The sequence below is a fragment of the Asanoa sp. NPDC049573 genome, from assembly GCF_040676615.1.
Taxonomy (GTDB): domain Bacteria; phylum Actinomycetota; class Actinomycetes; order Mycobacteriales; family Micromonosporaceae; genus Asanoa.
The window spans coordinates 81,653-99,171 of record NZ_JBFAPI010000018.1; the positions used below are offsets into that span (position 1 = coordinate 81,653).

At 71.9% G+C, this 17,519-nt stretch carries 20 protein-coding genes; 8 read left to right on the top strand and 12 right to left on the bottom strand.

Features of this window, described 5'->3' with window-relative positions; genetic code table 11:
* Positions 1–46: 46 nt before the first annotated feature.
* The 3 genes from AB0J74_RS31220 to AB0J74_RS31230 are packed head-to-tail and all read right to left on the bottom strand — an operon-like array spanning position 47 to position 2,134.
* Positions 47–421 (bottom strand): nuclear transport factor 2 family protein, encoded by a 375-nt coding sequence (locus AB0J74_RS31220; RefSeq protein WP_363454309.1) that lies wholly within the window; start codon positions 419–421, stop codon positions 47–49.
* Between the two features lie 31 nt (positions 422–452).
* The gene (locus AB0J74_RS31225) at positions 453–914 is read right to left on the bottom strand and encodes a hypothetical protein (RefSeq protein WP_363454311.1); all 462 of its coding nucleotides are present in this window, start codon (positions 912–914) and stop codon (positions 453–455) included.
* Between the two features lie 47 nt (positions 915–961).
* Positions 962–2,134: a serine hydrolase domain-containing protein gene (locus AB0J74_RS31230; RefSeq protein ID WP_363454313.1), complete on the bottom strand. Its 1,173-nt coding sequence runs from the start codon at positions 2,132–2,134 to the stop codon at positions 962–964.
* Positions 2,135–2,178: 44 nt separating this feature from the next.
* Here AB0J74_RS31230 and AB0J74_RS31235 point away from each other — a divergent pair, with 44 nt between their 5' ends.
* Genes AB0J74_RS31235 through AB0J74_RS31245 form a run of 3 tightly spaced genes read left to right on the top strand, consistent with a single transcriptional unit; the run spans position 2,179 to position 5,074 of the window.
* On the top strand, positions 2,179–3,006 hold the full coding sequence (locus AB0J74_RS31235) for an SDR family NAD(P)-dependent oxidoreductase (protein ID WP_363454315.1): 828 nt from the start codon (positions 2,179–2,181) through the stop codon (positions 3,004–3,006).
* A gap of 50 nt (positions 3,007–3,056) precedes the next feature.
* Positions 3,057–3,638, top strand: a complete 582-nt coding sequence (locus tag AB0J74_RS31240; protein WP_363454317.1) for a metalloregulator ArsR/SmtB family transcription factor — start codon at positions 3,057–3,059, stop codon at positions 3,636–3,638.
* A complete protein-coding gene (locus tag AB0J74_RS31245; protein WP_363454319.1) occupies positions 3,635–5,074 on the top strand; it encodes an MFS transporter in 1,440 nt (479 codons plus the stop codon). Before AB0J74_RS31240 ends, AB0J74_RS31245 begins: the two co-directional genes overlap by 4 nt.
* Positions 5,075–5,124: 50 nt before the next feature.
* Here AB0J74_RS31245 and AB0J74_RS31250 read toward each other — a convergent pair whose 3' ends face one another.
* The 9 genes from AB0J74_RS31250 to AB0J74_RS31290 all read right to left on the bottom strand — a co-directional run bounded on the left by AB0J74_RS31250 (position 5,125) and on the right by AB0J74_RS31290 (position 12,928).
* On the bottom strand, positions 5,125–6,186 hold the full coding sequence (locus tag AB0J74_RS31250; protein ID WP_363454434.1) for an ABC transporter ATP-binding protein: 1,062 nt from the start codon (positions 6,184–6,186) through the stop codon (positions 5,125–5,127).
* On the bottom strand, positions 6,183–6,968 hold the full coding sequence (locus AB0J74_RS31255; RefSeq protein ID WP_363454321.1) for an ABC transporter permease: 786 nt from the start codon (positions 6,966–6,968) through the stop codon (positions 6,183–6,185). Before AB0J74_RS31255 ends, AB0J74_RS31250 begins: the two co-directional genes overlap by 4 nt.
* Positions 6,965–7,726, bottom strand: a complete 762-nt coding sequence (gene modA / locus AB0J74_RS31260) for a molybdate ABC transporter substrate-binding protein (protein ID WP_363454323.1) — start codon at positions 7,724–7,726, stop codon at positions 6,965–6,967. The genes AB0J74_RS31255 and modA overlap by 4 nt, the downstream gene beginning before the upstream one ends.
* 153 nt (positions 7,727–7,879) lie before the next feature.
* A complete protein-coding gene (locus AB0J74_RS31265; protein WP_363454325.1) occupies positions 7,880–9,358 on the bottom strand; it encodes a CYTH and CHAD domain-containing protein in 1,479 nt (492 codons plus the stop codon).
* A 38-nt stretch (positions 9,359–9,396) separates the two neighbouring features.
* Positions 9,397–9,723: an STAS domain-containing protein gene (locus AB0J74_RS31270; protein ID WP_363454327.1), complete on the bottom strand. Its 327-nt coding sequence runs from the start codon at positions 9,721–9,723 to the stop codon at positions 9,397–9,399.
* 123 nt (positions 9,724–9,846) lie between these two features.
* The gene (locus AB0J74_RS31275) at positions 9,847–10,086 is read right to left on the bottom strand and encodes a hypothetical protein (protein WP_363454329.1); all 240 of its coding nucleotides are present in this window, start codon (positions 10,084–10,086) and stop codon (positions 9,847–9,849) included.
* 19 nt (positions 10,087–10,105) lie between these two features.
* Entirely contained in the window at positions 10,106–11,230 is a 1,125-nt protein-coding gene (locus AB0J74_RS31280; RefSeq protein WP_363454331.1) for an inorganic phosphate transporter, read from the bottom strand.
* 127 nt (positions 11,231–11,357) lie between these two features.
* Positions 11,358–12,593, bottom strand: coding sequence for a DUF6596 domain-containing protein (locus tag AB0J74_RS31285; protein WP_363454333.1), 1,236 nt, complete (start codon positions 12,591–12,593; stop codon positions 11,358–11,360).
* Between the two features lie 5 nt (positions 12,594–12,598).
* Entirely contained in the window at positions 12,599–12,928 is a 330-nt protein-coding gene (locus AB0J74_RS31290) for a YciI family protein (protein WP_363454335.1), read from the bottom strand.
* Between the two features lie 98 nt (positions 12,929–13,026).
* Here AB0J74_RS31290 and AB0J74_RS31295 point away from each other — a divergent pair, with 98 nt between their 5' ends.
* The 5 genes from AB0J74_RS31295 (at position 13,027) to AB0J74_RS31315 (ending at position 17,490) form a co-directional block, all read left to right on the top strand.
* A complete protein-coding gene (locus tag AB0J74_RS31295; protein ID WP_363454337.1) occupies positions 13,027–13,566 on the top strand; it encodes a dihydrofolate reductase family protein in 540 nt (179 codons plus the stop codon).
* 27 nt (positions 13,567–13,593) lie between these two features.
* Positions 13,594–14,841: an MFS transporter gene (locus tag AB0J74_RS31300; protein ID WP_363454339.1), complete on the top strand. Its 1,248-nt coding sequence runs from the start codon at positions 13,594–13,596 to the stop codon at positions 14,839–14,841.
* 379 nt (positions 14,842–15,220) lie between these two features.
* Positions 15,221–15,697, top strand: a complete 477-nt coding sequence (locus AB0J74_RS31305; protein ID WP_363454341.1) for a GNAT family N-acetyltransferase — start codon at positions 15,221–15,223, stop codon at positions 15,695–15,697.
* Positions 15,698–16,105: 408 nt separating this feature from the next.
* Positions 16,106–16,660, top strand: a complete 555-nt coding sequence (locus tag AB0J74_RS31310; RefSeq protein ID WP_363454343.1) for a helix-turn-helix domain-containing protein — start codon at positions 16,106–16,108, stop codon at positions 16,658–16,660.
* Positions 16,657–17,490 (top strand): SRPBCC domain-containing protein, encoded by an 834-nt coding sequence (locus tag AB0J74_RS31315; RefSeq protein WP_363454345.1) that lies wholly within the window; start codon positions 16,657–16,659, stop codon positions 17,488–17,490. Before AB0J74_RS31310 ends, AB0J74_RS31315 begins: the two co-directional genes overlap by 4 nt.
* The last annotated feature ends 29 nt before the right edge of the window (positions 17,491–17,519 follow it).

Sequence of the window (17,519 nt, forward strand, 5' to 3'; positions counted from 1 at the left end):
CATCGTCTTCGATCAATGCCGTGTAAACCGGCAGGTATAGATCACCTCAATAGCGCTCCACGAGGTGTTCACGGCCGGGCGGCGGCTCGTAGGCCTCGGGCCAGAAGTCGGTGATCGAGGCGATCAGCCCGGCCTCGTCGAGGTCGAAGAAGCTGAGCGCCTCGGCCGGCTCGCCGTCGGTGGTGAAGTGGCACCAGGTCGCGGCGTGCCGATGCTCGCCGACGACGCGGTGCACGGTCAGGTGCCAGTCACCCGGATATTCCACATTGAACTGGAGATAGGCTGCCTTGCCGCGGATGCGTTCGCGGGTCTGCGGCAACTCGTAGACGACGTCGTCGGCGAGCAGCGCGCCGAAGGCGGCCCAGTCGCGGGCCTCGGCGGCGGCCCAGTATGCGAGTGCGGTCGCGGTCGGGTTGGTCATGCCGCGCAGTCTGGCAGCGGGGTCTGACAATTCAGCTCGTGCGGGTGAACTCGGCCGTCCAGTTGGTCTCCCACGTCTCGCCCTTGTCGACCGAGAACGCCTGCTCCCATCGCGCCGAGTCGGCCGTGATGTCGGACCAGCGGAACCGCACCGTGATCGGCCGCCCCTCGAACTCCTCCTCCGCGGTGAACACGCCGACCCCGGCGTCGTCGAAGCGGCCGACCACCGGAGGCAGCGAGATGCCGGACCGGGTGCTCGCCCAGTAGAGCGACCACTCGTCGGTCGCCGCGTCGTAAAGGCGCAGGGTCACCCCGGAGAACCCCTGCGACGGGAAGGTCACCTCGTCGATGTTGCCGGCGCCGTCGAACACGCTCCAGCACCGGGTGACGCCCTCGAACGCATACCAGTCGGTGTTGCCGGCCAGGGGGCCACCCCGCAGCCGGCGCTGCACCGAGGTCCACGTGCCTACGAAGAAGTTGAAGTCATTGCCCATGCGGCGAAAACTAATCGCACTACCCTGACAACCTGTGTCAGTGAAGGTCAGTCGTCGATCGCCTGGTAGGCCAGCGTCCAGAAATCGCGCAGGATCGACGGCGGGCTGGGCGAGAGCCAGGCGCGCTGGGTCATCAGGATGGTGATCATGTCCTCGGCGGGATCGACCCGCCACGAGGTGCCGAGGCCGCCGTCCCAGCCGTACTTGCCCGGCGTGTCGGCGATGTCATGGCGACGGTTGGTCACCTTGCCGCCGAAGCCCCAGCCGGACCCCTCGAACTCGTCGACCACCCAGTGCGGCATCACCTTCTGCGCCGGTGTCAGGTGGTCGTCGAACATGGTCGCCAGCGTCGGTCGCGACAACAGCCGCTCGTCGCCGGCGCGCAGCATCATCCGCCCGAAGGCGAAGAAGTCTTCCACAGTGGACACCAAGCCGCCGGCACCGGAGAAGAACGGCGGCACCGTGGTCCACTCCTCCTGCGTGTCCAACGCCACCGGCGGCTCGTCCCAATAGCCCAGCGCCAGCCGGTCGAGTGACTCCGGCGGCACCGAGAAGCCGGTGTCGGCCATGCCCAGCGGCCCGAACACCCGCTCCCGCAGGAACTCGTCGAACGACCGGCCGGTCGCCCGGGCCACCAAGACACCGAGCACATCGGACCCGGTGTTGTAGAACCACCGCTCCCCCGGCTGCGCCATCAGCGGCAGCGTGCCGAGCCGCTTGAGCCACTCGTCGGGCTCCGGCATCTCCCGCGGCCGCGGCTCCTGCATGCCGATGCCGAGGTCCCAGGCCGCTTTCAGCACCGGGTAGGTGGCCGGGGGCGCGTACACCTGGCCGAAACCCCAGGTGAAGGTGAGCAGGTCGCGCACTGTGATCGGGCGGAACGCGGGCACCGTGTCGTGCAGCGCCGCGCCCATGCTGCGCAGCACCTGCCGGTCGGCGAGTTCGGGCAGCAGCGGGTCGATCGGGTCGTCGAGCCGCAGGCGGCATTCCTCGACCAGCATCATCGTCGCGGCCGCCGTGACCGGCTTGCTCATCGAGCTGACCCGGAAAATCGTGTCGGCGGCCATCGCCCGCCCGCCGCCGTACCCCGTTGTGCCCAGGGTCTCCACATGGGTCTGCCCGCGCCGGCTGACCAGTGCCACCACGCCTGGCACCTCGCCCCGATCGACATAACCGGTGAGCACGTCGCGCATCCGTCGCAACCGCATCGTCGACAACACGCACCCGACGTTAGCGTGCCTATGGTGGGTGCAGGGGGTCAACGATGCCCAAGACCTGGCTCGTCACCGGAAGTTCGCGCGGGATCGGAAACGCCATCTGCCGGGCCGCACTCGATGCCGGCGACAACGTCGTGGCGACCGCGCGCCGGCCGGCCGCGTTACAGGATCTGCAAGACGCCTACGGCACTCGGGTACGCGCGGTCGCGCTCGACGTCAGCGACCCGGCTGCGGCCGACGCGGCCGTGCGCACGGCGGTCGACACCTTCGGCCGGCTCGACGTGGTCGTCAACAACGCCGGCAACGCCAACAGCGCCCCGATCGAGCACACGTCGCTCGACGAGTTCCGAGCACAGATCGAGACCAACCTGCTCGGCGTCATCTACGTCTCGAAGGCGGCCCTGCCCTACTTCCGCACCCAACGCTCCGGCCACTATCTCCAGTTCTCGTCGATCGGCGGCCGGGTCGGCGGCACCCCGGGCATCGCGCCCTACCAGGCGGCCAAGTTCGGCGTCGAGGGCTTCTCGCTGGTGCTGGGCGCCGAGCTCAAGCCGTTCGGAATCAAGGTGACGATCGTCGAGCCGGGCGCCTTCCGCACCGACTGGGCCGGCTCGTCCATGCGGATCGACGACGGCGGCGAGGAGTACGCCGAGTCGGTAGGCTTCATGTCCCGCTACCGGCGCGACAGCGAGGGCAAGGCGCCGGGCGATCCGGCCAAGGCTGGCCAGGTGCTGGTCGACGTCGTCGGCCTCGACGACCCGCCGCAGCGCCTGTTGCTGGGCTCCGACGCGCTGGGCATCGCCGAGAAGCACAACCAGGCGCTGGCCGAGGAGATCGCGACCTGGGCCGAGCTGTCTCGCTCGACCGACTTCTGAGTTGCGCAAGAGGTCTTGCGCAACAGTTCTTGCCGTGCGACCGTGTACGCATGGCAGAACGTCACGTCCGGCAGGTCACCGACTCCCGCGTGCTCGCCGCGATGTCCCACCCGCTGCGCCGCCGCCTGCTCGACGTCCTCGCGGTCTACGGGCCGCAGCCGGTCGGCACCCTGGCCGAGCGCACCGGTCAGGCACCGGCCAACGTCAGCCACCACATGAAGGTGTTGCGTGACAGCGGCCTGGTCGAGGAGGCGCCCGAGTTGGCCCGCGACCGGCGCGAGCGCTGGTGGCGGCCGGTCTCGGCCGGGCTGCGCTGGTCGGGCCGCGACTTCGACGACGACCCGGGCGAGGCCGCTGTGCTGCGCGCCGCCGAGTCGCTCAACCTCGACCGCCAGGTCGCGCTGGTCCGCGACTGGTACGGCGCCGGCGACGACGAGCAGGCCGTCTGGGGCGATTCGGCGTTCGCGGCCGACCGCTGGCTGCACCTCACCCCGGCCGAACTCGCCGAACTGAACCGCGACATGGTCGCGCTGCTCGACCGCTGGTCGGCCCGCGCCACCACCCCCGCCGACGACGACCCGGCCCGTCGCCCGGTCTTCGTGTTCTCGCACGGCGTGCCGGCGACGCCGTGACCCGCGACTTCCGCCTGTTCTGGTTCGGGCAGACCACCTCGAAACTGGGCAGCAGCGTCAGTTCGGTGGCCCTGCCGCTGGTCGCGGTGACCACATTGGACGCCAGCACGTTCGAGGTCGCCCTGCTGGCCGCTTTCTCCTGGCTGCCCTGGCTGCTGATCGGCCTGCCGGCCGGCGCCTGGGTCGACCGCTTGCCCCGCCGGCCGCTGATGATCGTCTGCGACCTGGTCTCCCTGGCCGTCTTCGTCAGCGTGCCGGTGGCCTGGTGGCTGGGCGCGCTGACCCTCGCGCACCTGTTCGCGGCCGCGCTGCTCGCCGGCACGGCCGCGGTCTTCTTCGAGACCGCCTACCAGGTCTTCGTGGCCACCCTGCTGGCGCCGCGCGAGCTGCCGGGCGGCAACGCCCGGCTGCAGAGCACCGAGGCGGCCGCCCAGGTCGCCGGCCCGGGCGTGGCCGGCGCCCTGACCCAACTCGCCGGCGCGGTGCTCGGGCTGCTCGTCGACGCGGTCACCTTCCTCGTCTCGGCGCTGTGCCTGGCCCGCATCCGCACACCGGAACCGCGCCGGCGGCAACAGCGCGGTTCGCTGGCCGCCGAGGTTCGCGAGGGGCTCCGGTTCGTCGTGCACGACCCCTACCTGCGGGTGCTGACCGTGTGGGGCGCGGCGAGCAACCTCGCGCTGACCGGCTATCAGGCCGTCCTGGTGGTCTTCCTGCTCCGCGAGGTCGGGATGACGCCCGGGGTCCTGGGTGGACTGTTGACGGTGACCAGCCTCGGCGGTGTGCTCGGCGCGGCCATCGGCAGCGCCCTGGCCCGCCGGTTCGGCAGCGCCCGGGTGCTGCTCGGCGGCGCGATCCTGACGCCGCCGTGCGGCCTGCTGCTGCCGTTGGCCGAGCCCGGGCCGCGACTCGCGCTCGCGGTCACCGGCCTCACCGTGCTGGCCGCGGGGGTGGCCGCCGGCAACGTGGTCAAGGGCAGCTTCCGGCAGGCGTACGTGCCACGCGACCTGCTCGGCCGGGTGACCGTGAGCATGCAGTTGCTGAACTACGGCACCATCCCGCTCGGCGCCCTGATCGGCGGCGCGCTCGGCGCCTCGCTCGGGCCCCGGCCGGCCGTCGCGCTGACCATGTGCGGCGTCGCCACCGCCGGCCTGATCCTCCTGATCGGACCGATCCGCACCGCTCGCGAACTTCCGGCCGCACCGAGGTGTAGACCGCCGGACATGGGTATTCCAATGGACGGAGGTGTTGTTTCGATGAAGTTCGTCGTCAAGAAGACGAGCAATGACCAGTTCCGCTTCAACATCGTCGCCAGCAACGGGCAGGTCGTCGCCACCAGCGAGACCTACACCCGCAAGGCCGCGGCGCTCGACACGATCAAGTCGCTGCGCAGCAACATGGGCAGCGCCGACGTCGACGACCAGACCCTGGTGCACTAGACCAAGGGCAGCGCATGGGGGTACGCCGCCCGGCGTACCCCCGCCGCGGCTCAGGCCGGATAGGCGTGCGTCTCGGCGGCCTTGAGCGATGCCCAGACCTGCTTCCCGGGCACCAGGCCGAGCTCGGCCGCCGCGGCCGGGGTCACGTCGGCGGCCGCCTCGATCGGCCCGTTGAGCAGCACCCGCAGGTTGTCGCCGTGGCTCTGGATGCCGCCGACGGTCGCCGCCCACACGTTCCGCGGGCTGCCGGCGGGTCGTTCCTTGTATACCGCCACCGCCGACGGGCGGAACGCGACGAACGCCTCCCCCTCCACCCGGTCGGTGACCGCGAGGGTGAGCCCGTCGCCCACCTTGACGCCGTCGCCGGCCGCGCGGCCCCGGTAGAGGTTCAGCCCCACCAGCCGCGCGACGTAGTCGGTGCGCGGCCGGGCGGTGACGGCGGCCGCGTCGCCCTCCTGCACCACGGCGCCGTGCTCGATCACCACCAGCCGGTCGGCCAGCACCAGGGCGTCGAGCGGGTCGTGGGTGACCAGCAGCGTCGCACCCGGGTGTTCGGCCAGGTGGCGCTGCAACTCGACCCGGGTGTCCAGCCGGGTGCGGGCGTCGAGCGCGGCCAGCGGCTCGTCGAGCAGCAGCAACTCCGGATGGTTGACCAGCGCACGGGCCAGCGCGACCCGTTGCGCCTGCCCGCCGGAGAGTTGCCGGGGCTTGCGTTTGCCGAGCTCGGCCAGGCCCACCCGGGCCAGCCACTCGGCCGCCTGGGCGCGGGCGGCGCGCCGGTCGATGCCGTGCCGGCGCGGGCCGAACGCCACGTTGTCGAGCGCGGAGAGGTGTGGAAAGAGCAGGTAGTCCTGGAACACCACGCCGATCGGGCGGCGCTCGGGCGGCGTCCACACCCGACCGCCGGGCCGGTCGAGTTGCCGGTCGCCGAGCGTGACGTGCCCGTCGGTCAGCGGCTCCAGGCCGGCCAGCGCCCGCAATGCCGTGGTCTTGCCGGCTCCGTTGGGGCCGAGCAACGCGAGCACCTCTCCGGCGGCGATCCGCAGGTGCACGTCGAGCCGGAACGCACCGCGGTCGACGACCAGCCGGGCATCGAGCAGGTCGCCGCTCACGGGCTCGAAATCCACTTGTCGCGCAGGCTGGCCAGCACCACGACCGAGACGAAGAGGAGCAACAGGCTGAGCACGATCGCCGCCTGCAGGTCCGTCTCCAGCGCCAGGTACACCGCGAGCGGCATGGTCTGTGTCCTGCCGGGGAAGTTGCCGGCGAACGTGATGGTCGCGCCGAACTCGCCGAGCGCCCGGGCCCAGCAGAGCACCGCGCCGGCCGCCACACCGGGGGCGACGAGCGGCAGGGTGACCCTCGTGAACGTGGTCCACCGGCCCGAGCCCAAAGTGGCCGCCGCCTCCTCGTAGCGGGCGTCGGCGCCGCGCAGCGCGCCTTCCACCGCGAGGATCAGGAACGGCATCGCCACGAACGCCTCCGCGAGGACCACGCCGGCGGTGCTGAACGGCAGCGTGATGCCGAAGCTGCCGTCGAGCCACTCGCCGATCAGCCCGCGCCGGCCGAACACCAGCAGCAGGGCCACCCCGCCGACCACCGGCGGGAGCACCAGCGGCACGGTCACCAGGGCCCGGACCACCCGCCGGCCAGGGAACCTCACCCGGGCCAGCAGCCAGGCCAGCGGGACGCCGAGCACGAGGCAGAGGGCCGTGGCGATGGTCGCGGTCAGCAACGAAAGCCGCAGCGCGTCGAGAATTCCCGGCTCGGTGAGGCGCTGGGGCAACGTCGTCCACGGCGCGCGGTAGAGCAACCCGGCCAGCGGAAGGACCAGGAAGAGCAGCCCGAGCAGCGCCGGCAGCAGCAGAGCCAGCGGCGCGCGGCGTGATCTCACGGCGCCTGGAAGCCCGCGTCGGTCAGCACCTTCCGCGCCGGCGGGGACAGCACGTAGTTGACGAACGCCTGACCACCGGTCCTGTTGGGGCCGTTCTTGAGCACCACGATCGGATACTCGTTGACGGCGCCGGCCGACTCGGGGAACTCGATCCCGTCGACGTCACCGGCTGCGGCCCTGGCGTCTGTGCGGTAGACCAGCGCGGCGTCGACCTCGCCGAGCGTCACCTTGGACAGCGCGGCCTTGACGTCTTGTTCCTGGGTGACCGGGGTGACCGGGACACTTGCCGACTGGAGCGCTTTCTGCGCGGCGGCGCCACACGGCACCTGCGGTGCGCAGAGGGCGACCTTCACGCCGGGCTTCGCCAGGTCGGCGAGCGTGGTGACGTTGTTCGGGTTGCCCTTGGGCACCGCGATGACGAGCTGGTTCTTCACGAAGTTCTGCGGCGTGCCGTCGGCGTTGCCGGCGTCGGTGACGGTCTTCATGTTGGCCGGGGCCGCGGCGGCGAACACGTCGGCCGGCGCGCCCTGGTCGATCTGGGTGGCCAGCGCCGAACTGCCCGCGAAGCTGAAGGTGACCGTGGTGCCCGGGTTGGCCGCTTCGAAGTCCTTGCCGATCTGCGTGAACGAACCGGTCAGCGACGCCGCCGCGAAGACGGTGATCGGGCCGCTCGCGGCACTGTCACTGTCGCTGCCGCAGGCCGTGAGGGCGGCGGCGGTGACGGCGGCCAGGGCGGCACCTATGTAGCGGGCTCTCACCGGCAGGACCCCTTGTCTCACTCATCGCACGTGCGATGGCAATCTAGGCAACGGGGTGGCATTCTCCCCAGGTACTGGCCAGAATAGGCTAGCAAATGCAGGAAAGAGAATGGTCGGTCCGCGCCCTCCCGACCCGCGTCGCGGGCTGACCGCTCAGCGCAGCCAGCGCCGCAGCTTGCCCTTGCGGGCACGGGCCTGGGCGGCCGGCAGCTTGCGCACCAGCGCGCGACCGTGCGCGGCCTGCTCGCCGTAGAGCACGCCGTAGGTGAACGAGTTGGGCTTGGCCCGCACCGCCAGGTCGCGCAGCACCTGCCGGGTGACCACCGAGTCCTGGTGGTCACCGAGCAGGTCCTGCAGGCCCTTGAGGCCGCGTACGAGCCGCTTGGCCTTCTTGGCTCCGTCGAGCTTGCGCACCTCGACCGCGTAGCGCCCCCGCTTGTAGGCCTTGCGGGCCTCGTGCAGCGCCGGGTCGTCGTCGGCGGCGCCGGGCGCGCGCTGCCGGTCGAGCGCCGTGTCGAGCAGGCCGTCGGCACGTCGCACGGCCTTGTGGATGCGGCGGTCGACCCAGCGCGGGCTCACCTCGGTCGCCGGCGTCGCTTCGATCAACTCGTCCAGTGTGGACAGCAGCCGCACGTAGCGGGCTGAGCTCAACGCGCGGCGCAGCCGGGTGAGGGCGGCGGCCTCGGTCGCGGCGAAGTGGCCGCGCACGTCGGCGGCGACCGGGCCGAGCACCAGCTCGTCGGGCTCCCGGCGCACCGCCTTGGCCAGCCGGGGACCCATCACCTGCGCGTCGCGGACCCCGCCGAGTTGCTCGCCGAGCCACTTGAGCTCATCCCGGGCCGCGTCGACCCGGCCCTGGTCCCAGAGCGCCCGGAAGGTGCGGAACGTGCTGCGCAGCCGCCGCACCGCCACCCGCATGTCGTGCACGCCGTCGACGTCGCCGTCGCGCGCCGCGGGGTCGTGCGCGACCAGGTCGTCGCGGACGGCCGCGGCGTAGGCGAACACCGGCGTCGCCGCGCCGACGTCGATCGCGGTGACCTCGCGCAACCGGTCGCCGAGGACCCGCTGGATCTTCGCCGGGGAGCCCGGCCGGGCGCCGGCCCGGCGCAGCCGCCGCTCGACGCTGTCGAGCACGTCGTCGCCGCCGTCGACGAGTTCCACCTCGATCTCGTGCCAGGCGACCCGCCGGCCGTCGACCAGGTCGTGCCCGACCACCGTGTCGTCGGCCATGGTGGCCAGCACCACGCCGTCGGGGCCGTGCAGCCGCCACTCCCGGCGGCGGGTCTCGATCCGGGCGACCGGTTCGACCGGGGCGCCGCGGGCCGCGGCCCGGACCAGCCGCATCAGGTCGCGCGGCGGGGTGGTGCCCGAGGTCAGGGCACGCTGGTGCTCGGTGCGGGCACCGCCGGCGGCGCCGACCTTGAGGTGCCAGCCGGCATCGGAGCCGCCGGTGCGGCGGCGCAGCGCTAGGGCACCGCGGGTCAGCCGCAACTCGGGCGTGTCGTAGTAGGTGGCGTCGAGTGTGAGCAGGGCGGGCTCGTCGACCGCGGCGATGCCGTCACCGACCAGGTCGGGCACCCGGAACCCGTCGGGGCTCTCGAACTTGCGCTCGCGCTCCACCATCGTCCGCATACCCACACCCCTACCCCGCGGGGCGGGCGCTATGCGGGTCAGACCCGCGCGGTGGGTGTGACGCAGGCGCGCGGGAGGCCCGCGACCAACAACTCCTCGGCCACCGCGGGCGCGGCGGAGCGGACGGTCATCGATATGCCGTTGTCGGTGGCGACATCGACGCTGGCGACCACGGCGCCGATGCCCTCGGGAACGATGTCGCCCGCGGCCCGTAGGTCGATGACGACCCTGGTCGGGCCGGTGGGGCGGAGGGTGCGCACCAGCGCCGACCGCAGCTCCGCTGCGGCGGCACGGTCGACGTCGCCGGTCACTTCTATGACGACGACGCCTAAGTTGTCGCGCTCCGTGACGAGCACCGTACCCACGGGGATACCTCCGGGTCGGCGGCTGTTCGGCACGTTCACGGTAACGGGGCATGGACGCCCGCACCACCCGCCAGTGGGCCGCCGTTCCGCGCGGATCGGTGTGGCGTTCACCCCGCGTCCGCCCTACACCAACGTGTAGATACCGTACGCAACCGCCGCCGCACAGACCGCGAAACAGAGGGTGGTGGCCGCGAGCCGCACGGGCGTCGGGCGCACGTGGGTCTCGGTTTCGTGCGGGTCACCGTCCGGCGCCGGGGTGAGCACCCGGATACCGACCGCATAGAGGACGGTGACGCCGGCACCCAGGATCAGGCCGACCAGCGTCACCTGGAACAGGTCACCCCAAGCGATGTCGACGTGCATCTCCTGATCTCCTCTCTGGTCAGCTGGCGAAGCTGGGCCTGGTCGCGGGAGTCTTGTCGTCGTTGACGTTGTGCCGGTCGACCTTGTCGCGCCTGGACAACGCGTAGCACCAGGCAGACAACGCGACCAGGACGAACGCCACGATGAGCACGCCGGTGGTGCCGCTGATCGCGAGGCGGCCGGCGAGCGCGCCGACCACAGCGGCCGCGGGCAGAGTGAGCAGCCAGGCGATCGCGATCCGGCCGGCGACGCCCCACCTGACCTCGGAGAGCCGCTTGCCGATCCCGGAGCCGACCACCGCTCCGGAGGTCACCTGGGTGGTCGACAGCGGGTAGCCCAGGTGCGACGAGGCCAGGATGACGGTGGCGGAACTGGCCTCGGCCGCGAAGCCCTGCTGCGGCTCGATCGTGGTCAGCCTGTGGCCGACGGTGCGGATGATCCGCCACCCGCCGAGGTAGGTGCCGAGGGCGATGGCGAGCCCTGAGGAGAAGACCACCCAGAGCGGCGGGCCGCTGCCCGAGTCGAGGCTCCCTGCGGTGATCAGCACCAGGGTGATCACGCCCATGGTCTTCTGCGCGTCGTTGGAACCGTGCGCGAGCGACACCAGCGAGGCCGAGATGACCTGACCGTGCCGGAACCCGCTGCGCACATTGCGTTGCGCCGCCCGCCTGGTGATCAGGTAGACCAGGAACGTGCCGATCCCGGCCACCAGCCCCGCGATCAGCGGCGACGCCAGCGCCGGAATGATCACCTTCGTGACCACGGTGGCGAAGTGCACCGCGTCGCCGCCCGCCGCGATCCAGGTCGCGCCGATCAGGCCGCCGAACAGCGCGTGCGACGAACTCGACGGCAGGCCGAGCAGCCAGGTGACCAGGTTCCACAGGATCGCACCGACCAGCCCGCCGAAGATGACGGCCGGGGTGACCTTGCTGTCGTCCACGAGCCCGTTGGAGATGGTCTTGGCCACCTCGACGGACAGGAACGCGCCGACCAGGTTCAGCACCGCGCAGATGCCGACCGCCACCCGCGGCCGCAGTGCCTCGGTGGCGATCGAGGTGGCCATGGCGTTGGCCGTGTCGTGAAACCCGTTGGTGAAGTCGAACGCGAGCGCCGTGATGATCACGACGATGACCAAGGTGTCCATGGCTAGCCTCCCGGGACGAAACCTCGCCACCAGAAGTCCCCCGAGCCGCGCGGGCCCACCGCATCCGGAGATGGCCGTTGGGTGAACATCCGGTCAGCACGCCGCGGCGGGTCTGGCTGCCCGGCGGCTACATTCCGGCGCGCTCCAAGAGCACGTCGCGCTCACGGGCGTTACGGGCGAGTTCCGCGGCGCGGGCGAACTCGGCCCGGGCCTCGGCGTCGCGGCCGAGCCGGCGGAGCAGGTCGCCGCGCACCGCGGGCAGCAGGTGATAGTCGCGCAGCGGCTCGGCGAGCCGGTCGACGATCTCCAGCCCGCGCTCCGGCCCGAACGCCATCGCGACCGCGACCGCCCGGTTCAGCTCGACCACCGGCGTCGGCGTCTGGCGCACCAGCAACTCGTAGAGGCCGGCGATACGCACCCAGTCGGTGTCGCCGGGCTCGCGGGCCCGCGCGTGGCTGGCCGCGATGGCCGCCTGGAGCACGTAGGGACCGTCCTGGCGGTCGGCCCGCAACAGCGACGCGAAGCCGCTGCGGATCAGCGCCTGGTCCCAGCGGCCGCGGTCCTGCTCCAGCAGCGGCACCGGCTCGCCGGCCGGGCCGAGCCGCGCCGGCATTCGCGAGGCGTGCAACTCCATCAGCGCGACCAGGCCGTGCACCTCGGCCTCGCCGGGCGCCAGCCCAGCCAGCATCCGGCCGAGCCGCACGGCCTCCTGGGCCAGCGCCGGCCGCATCCAGTCGTCGCCCGCCGTCGCGGCGTACCCCTCGTTGAAGATCAGATAAATCGTTTCGAGTACGGCGGCGAGCCGCGGCGCGCGTTCGGCCGGCGGCGGCACCTCGAACGGGATCCCGCGGTCGCCCAGGGTCTTCTTGGCGCGGGAGATCCGCTGCCCGATGGTCGGCTCCGGCACCAGGAACGCGCGGGCGATCTCCGCGGTGGTCAACCCGCCGATCATGCGGAGGGTCAGCGCGACGCTCGACTCGCGGGACAGCACCGGGTGACAGGCGATGAAGATCAGCCGGAGTACGTCGTCGTCGATGCCCGCGCCGTCGTCGAGCACCGCCGCGAACGCGTCGTCGCCGGCCTGCTGCTCTAGCTCCGCGGCGCGGCCGAGTTCGGCCAGGTTGGCGCGCAACCGGTCGTCGCGGCGCAGCCGGTCGATCGCCCGGTGCTTGGCGGTCAACATCAGCCAGCCGCCCGGGTTGGCCGGGGTGCCCTTGACGGGCCACTCCTCCAGCGCCGCGAGCAGCGCATCCTGGGCCAGGTCCTCGGCCAGCCCGACGTCGCGGACCAGCCGGGTCAATGCCGCGACGATCCGGGCCGACTCGAGCTTCCAGACCGCCTCGACCGTCGCGCGCGGGTCCATGGCTGTTACTCCGGACCGCCGTACACCTGGCGGATGTCGCCCTCGCCGTCGCCCTGGATCGCCCAGAAGCGGCGGCTGATCTCGATCGCCTCTTCCTTGGAACCCACCTGGATCAACGCGAAACTGATGATCGTCTCCTTGGTCTCCGGGTAGGGCCCGTCGACCACGGTGATCTTGCCGCCGCTGGCCGTGACGTGGCTGCCCTCCATGGCCAGCCCGCCGGTCGCCAGCAGCACACCCGCCTTCGACATCTCGTCGACGAACCGGCCCATCTCGGCGTAGAGCGCCTCGTCGGGCTCCCGTACGCCCGCGTTGAGTGTCATCAGAAATTTCACCCGAGAAATCTAGCCCACCGCTGTCGAAATCCGGCCGGGCCGTTCGCGGGGTAGGTGTCGGGCGGATCCGCCGCCCCAGGTCTTCACCGGGAGTAGTCATGCGCATGATCACCGTCGCGGAGTTCATCTCACTGGACGGCGTCGTGGAGGCGCCGGACAAGTGGCACTTCCCCTGGCTCGACGAGGAGATGATGACCGCCATCTGGTCTGAGCCAGCCGAGACGATGCTGCTCGGCCGGGTCACTTACGAGAGCTTCGCGGGCGCGTTCGCCGGCATGCCCGCCGACGACCCGGTCGCCGCCAAGATGAACGCGCCGGAGAAGGTCGTCGTGTCCCGCTCGCTGTCGTCGCCGTCGTGGGTCAACTCGCGGCTGCTGCCGCCGGGCGACGTGGCCGAGCAGGTCGCTTCGCTGAAAGCGGGTCCGGGCGGGCCGATCACGATCACCGGCAGCATCACGCTCAGCCGCACGCTGCTCGCCGCCGGCCTGGTCGACCGGCTCAGCCTGCTGGTGCACCCGATCGTGCTCGGCTCCGGCGAACGCCTCTTCCCCGACGGCGGCCCCCGGGTGCCGCTCAAGCTGGAGAAGTGTGACGTCTTCGGTTCCGGGGTGACACACCAGATCTACGCGGTGGGCTGAACCCCGCTGCGCTATCGTCCGGTCCCGATGCGCGCCCTGCTGGCCGACCGGCCCTTCGCTCTCCTGTTCACCGCCCGCACCATCTCGGTGCTGGGCACCGGCTTCGGCCGGGTGGCGCTCGCCTTCGCGGTGCTCGCGCTGCCCGGCTCGTCGCCGGCCACGCTGTCCGTCGTCCTCGCCTGCCAGGCCTTACCGCAACTCGTGCTGATCCTGGCCGGCGGCGTGATCGGCGACCGGTTCGCGCGCCGCCGGGTGCTGCTGTTCGCCGAACTCCTCGCAGGCGTGGCCTGGACCGGCTTGACGCTGATGTTCCTCACCGGCCACGCGCCGCTGCCGCTGGTCAGCGTGTTCGCGGCGATGGCCGGCGTGGCCAGCGCGGTGTTCCTGCCGGCGTACGACGGCGTGGTGCCCGAGCTGGTGCCGCCCGATCGTCGGCTGCGCGCCAACGGGCTGCTGCGGATCGGCTTCAACCTGGGGCTGATCCTGGGCCTCTCGTTGGCCGGCGCCACGGTAGCCCTGGTCGGTGCGGGGTGGGCGGTCGCGCTCAACGCCGCGTCGTTCTTCGTGTCGGCCGGGCTGATCCTGGGCATCCGCACACCGGCCGGCCCGCCCAGGCCACCGGCCTCCGCCTGGTCGGATCTGCGCCGGGGCTGGCAGGAGTTCTCGTCGCGACAGTGGCTGTGGGCGGTGGTGGCGCAGTACGCGTTCGTGGTCGCGGCGATCAACGCGTACGTCGGCGTCTTCGGCCCCCTGCTGGCCGTCTCGGACCTGGGCGGGGCACCGGCGTGGTCGGCCATCACCGCGGCGCAGGCGGCCGGCACGTTCCTAGGGGTCGGCATCGCGGTCCGCGTCCACCCGCGCCGCCCGGTGCTGGTCGCAGCGCTGGTGACGGCCGCGGCGGCCCTGCCGATGGCGCTGCTGGCCGCGTCGGCCCCGCTGCCAGCGGTGGTGGCGGCCGCTTTCCTGGCCGGCGTGGCCGGTGACGTGTTCGGGGTGCTCTGGTCGACCACGATGCAGCGCGAGGTGCCGGCCGACGCCCTGTCCCGGGTCAGCTCCTGGGACCTGCTCGGTTCGCTGTCGTTCGCTCCGCTCGGCCTGCTGGTGGCCGGCCCGATCGCGGCCGCAACCGGGACGTCCGACGCGCTCTGGGGTTGCGCCGCCCTGGTCGTGCTGGCGACCGCGGGCGCGCTGCTGGCGCCGGAGGTCCGGCGCCTTCGCGCACCGGTGCGGGTCGTGGCACCAGCGCTCGCGCCCGAGCCCGCGGAGGTCGCTTAGCGGCAACGGCCAGCCGATATCCGCCGGGAGCTTTGCTCTGCGCCCTTGTAGGAAGCGCCCCCGGGGGCTGGTGCGCCTTGCTCTGCACCCTTGAAGGAAGCGCCCCCGGGGGCTGGTGCGCCTTGCTCTGCACCCTTGAAGGAAGCGCCCCCGGGCGCGGGCTCCTTGCTCTGCATTCGCCCCCGGGCGCGGGCTCCTTGCTCTGCACTCGCCCCCGGGCGCGGGCTCCTTGCTCTGCACTCGCCCCCGGGCGCGGGCGCCTTGCTCTGCACCGCTGTAGGAAGCGCCCAGGCGCGGAGGCGCCACCCTGGCACGGCGCCGCACGCTTTCGGGGATAACGCGGTGGCGCCTCTTGGCCGGGGTGCGGCATCCTGCTGCGATGGTGGATCTTCGCGTGCTGTCCGACGGCGACTGGGAGCTGTGGCGGGAGTTGCGGCTCGCGGCGTTGGCCGAGGCGCCCTACGCGTTCGGTTCGACGCTCGCCGACTGGCAGGACGCCGGCCCCGACAAGTGGCGCGATCGGTTGCGCATCCCGGGTGCGCGCGACCTCGTCGCCTTCCTCGGCGACGAACCCGTCGGGATGGCCAGCGGCGTCCCGGCCGGCGTGGACGCCATCGAGATCATCTCGGTCTGGGTGAGCCCCGCCGGGCGTGGCAAGGGTGTCGGTGACGCGCTGGTCGGCGCGATCGCCCACTGGGCGGCCGGGACCGATGCGCAGATGGTGCGCCTGTCGGTCCGCGCCGACAACGCCGCGGCCGTCCGGCTCTACGAGCGGGCCGGCTTCGTCCACATCGGACCAAACCCCGACGACCCCGCTGAGATCGTGATGGAACGGAGCCTGTCCGGGGCCCGATAGACGAGCTCCGGACATCCGGGCTCAGTAACGCGGGGGGTAGCGCGGGCCGACCGCCGGTGCGACCGCAGCCGCTCAGCCCTCCGAGTCTGTCACCGTTCCGGTGTAGGTATCCGCGACCGCAGCCGCCGACTGAGCGATCGGTACGCGGCGCAGCGAGGCTGCCCTGGAGGCCCGCCAACAACACCGGCACGCCGGAGCGATCGTGAAGAGGCCTGGCGGCGGAGCTCGAGATCGTTTCGCCGGGCGTGCCACCACCGGTGGTGTAGGCCCTCGACGACACGGTGGGTCGTCCCCAGCAGGCCGGGCCGGTCGGTGGCACGACCGGGCCGACCGAGCCGCTGACGTTCCCGCAGACGTCGCCGACGCCTATTGACAAAATCTGTTTGTACGTCAAAACTGGTTTTCGCCATGAGAGATGTCCTGTACCTGGAGCAGATCGAGCAGGCCGAGGCGCTGCTCAAGCCGCAGCGGATCGACGTGCTGCGGCAACTCGCCGAGCCCCGGTCGTGCACCGAGGTCGCCACCGAGCTGGGCCAGACGCCGCAGCGGGTCTACTACCACATCAAGCGACTGGTCGAGGCCGGCCTGGTGAGCCAGGTCGCCGAGCGCCGGGTGCGCGGCATCACCGAGGGGATCTACCAGGCGCAAGCCCGGTCCTACTGGCTGTCGCCGCGGCTGGTGGGGCGGATCGGGCTGCGCAAGGCGCAAGACGAGCTGAGCCTGGGCTATCTGCTCGACCTGATGGAGGAGGTCCAGGCCGACATCGGCGGCCTCGACCGCACCGCACCCGAACTGCCGTCGATCGGGGTCTCGGGTGAGATCCACGTTCGGCCGGAGAAGCGCAAGGAGTTCCTCGACGATCTGCAGTCGACGCTGCAGGAGCTGTTCACCCGCTACGGCGGAGCGGAGGGCGACGCCTTCAAGCTCGTCGTGGCCTGCTATCCCAAGGGAGACGAAGGATGACCGTCATCGCCAAGGCCCGGGTCAACGCACCGATCAAGCAGGTGCGGCACGCGCTCACCGACGCCACCGAGCTGCGCGTCTGGCTGGCCGAGCACGCCGAGGTCGACCTGCCCGCGCACTACGCGTTCTGGGGCCGCTACACGCCCGAGGGCGACGCGCCCCATCAGCGACCGACCGACGTCGACGACAACGTGGTGGCCTTCACCTGGCGCCTCGACGGGGTCGACACCACCACGCGGATCGACCTCGCGGCGGAGGGCGAGGACGCCACCGTGGTCGCGGTGGACCAGAGCCACTTCGACTTCGCCGAGGCGATGAGCGGCAGCAGCATCCGCGGCGTGCTCCAGACGTTCTGGGCACTCTCGATCGCCAACCTGGTCGACCACCTGGAGGGCCGGCCGCTGAGCCCGAAGGTCGACTTCACGGCCACCGAATTGCGCGCCGAGTTCGAGGTCGAGGCGGCGGTCGACCGGGTGTTCACCTCGCTGATCGACTCGGAGCAGGCCAGCGAGTGGTTCGGTTTCCCGGTCGGCATCGAGCCGGTGCTGGGCGGCCGCTTCGCGATGGGCGGCCTGGAGAACAACCCCAACCCGGCGAAGATCGTCGACCTGGTGCCCGACGCGCGCCTGTCGGTCGACTGGGGCCCGGCCGGCGTCGGCACGTGGGAGCTCGCGGGCTCGGGCGGCAAGACCCGGATCACCCTGGTGCAGAGCGGTTTCGACGCCGCCAACCCGCCCTATGCCGCCTGGGGCGGCGTGCTCTCCGGCGTCGCCGGCCTGCGCCGCTATCACGAGCTGCCGGGCCGCCCGCAGGTGTGGCTCGAGCCCTGACCGCGCCGGTCGTGGGGCCCGGCCGGGGA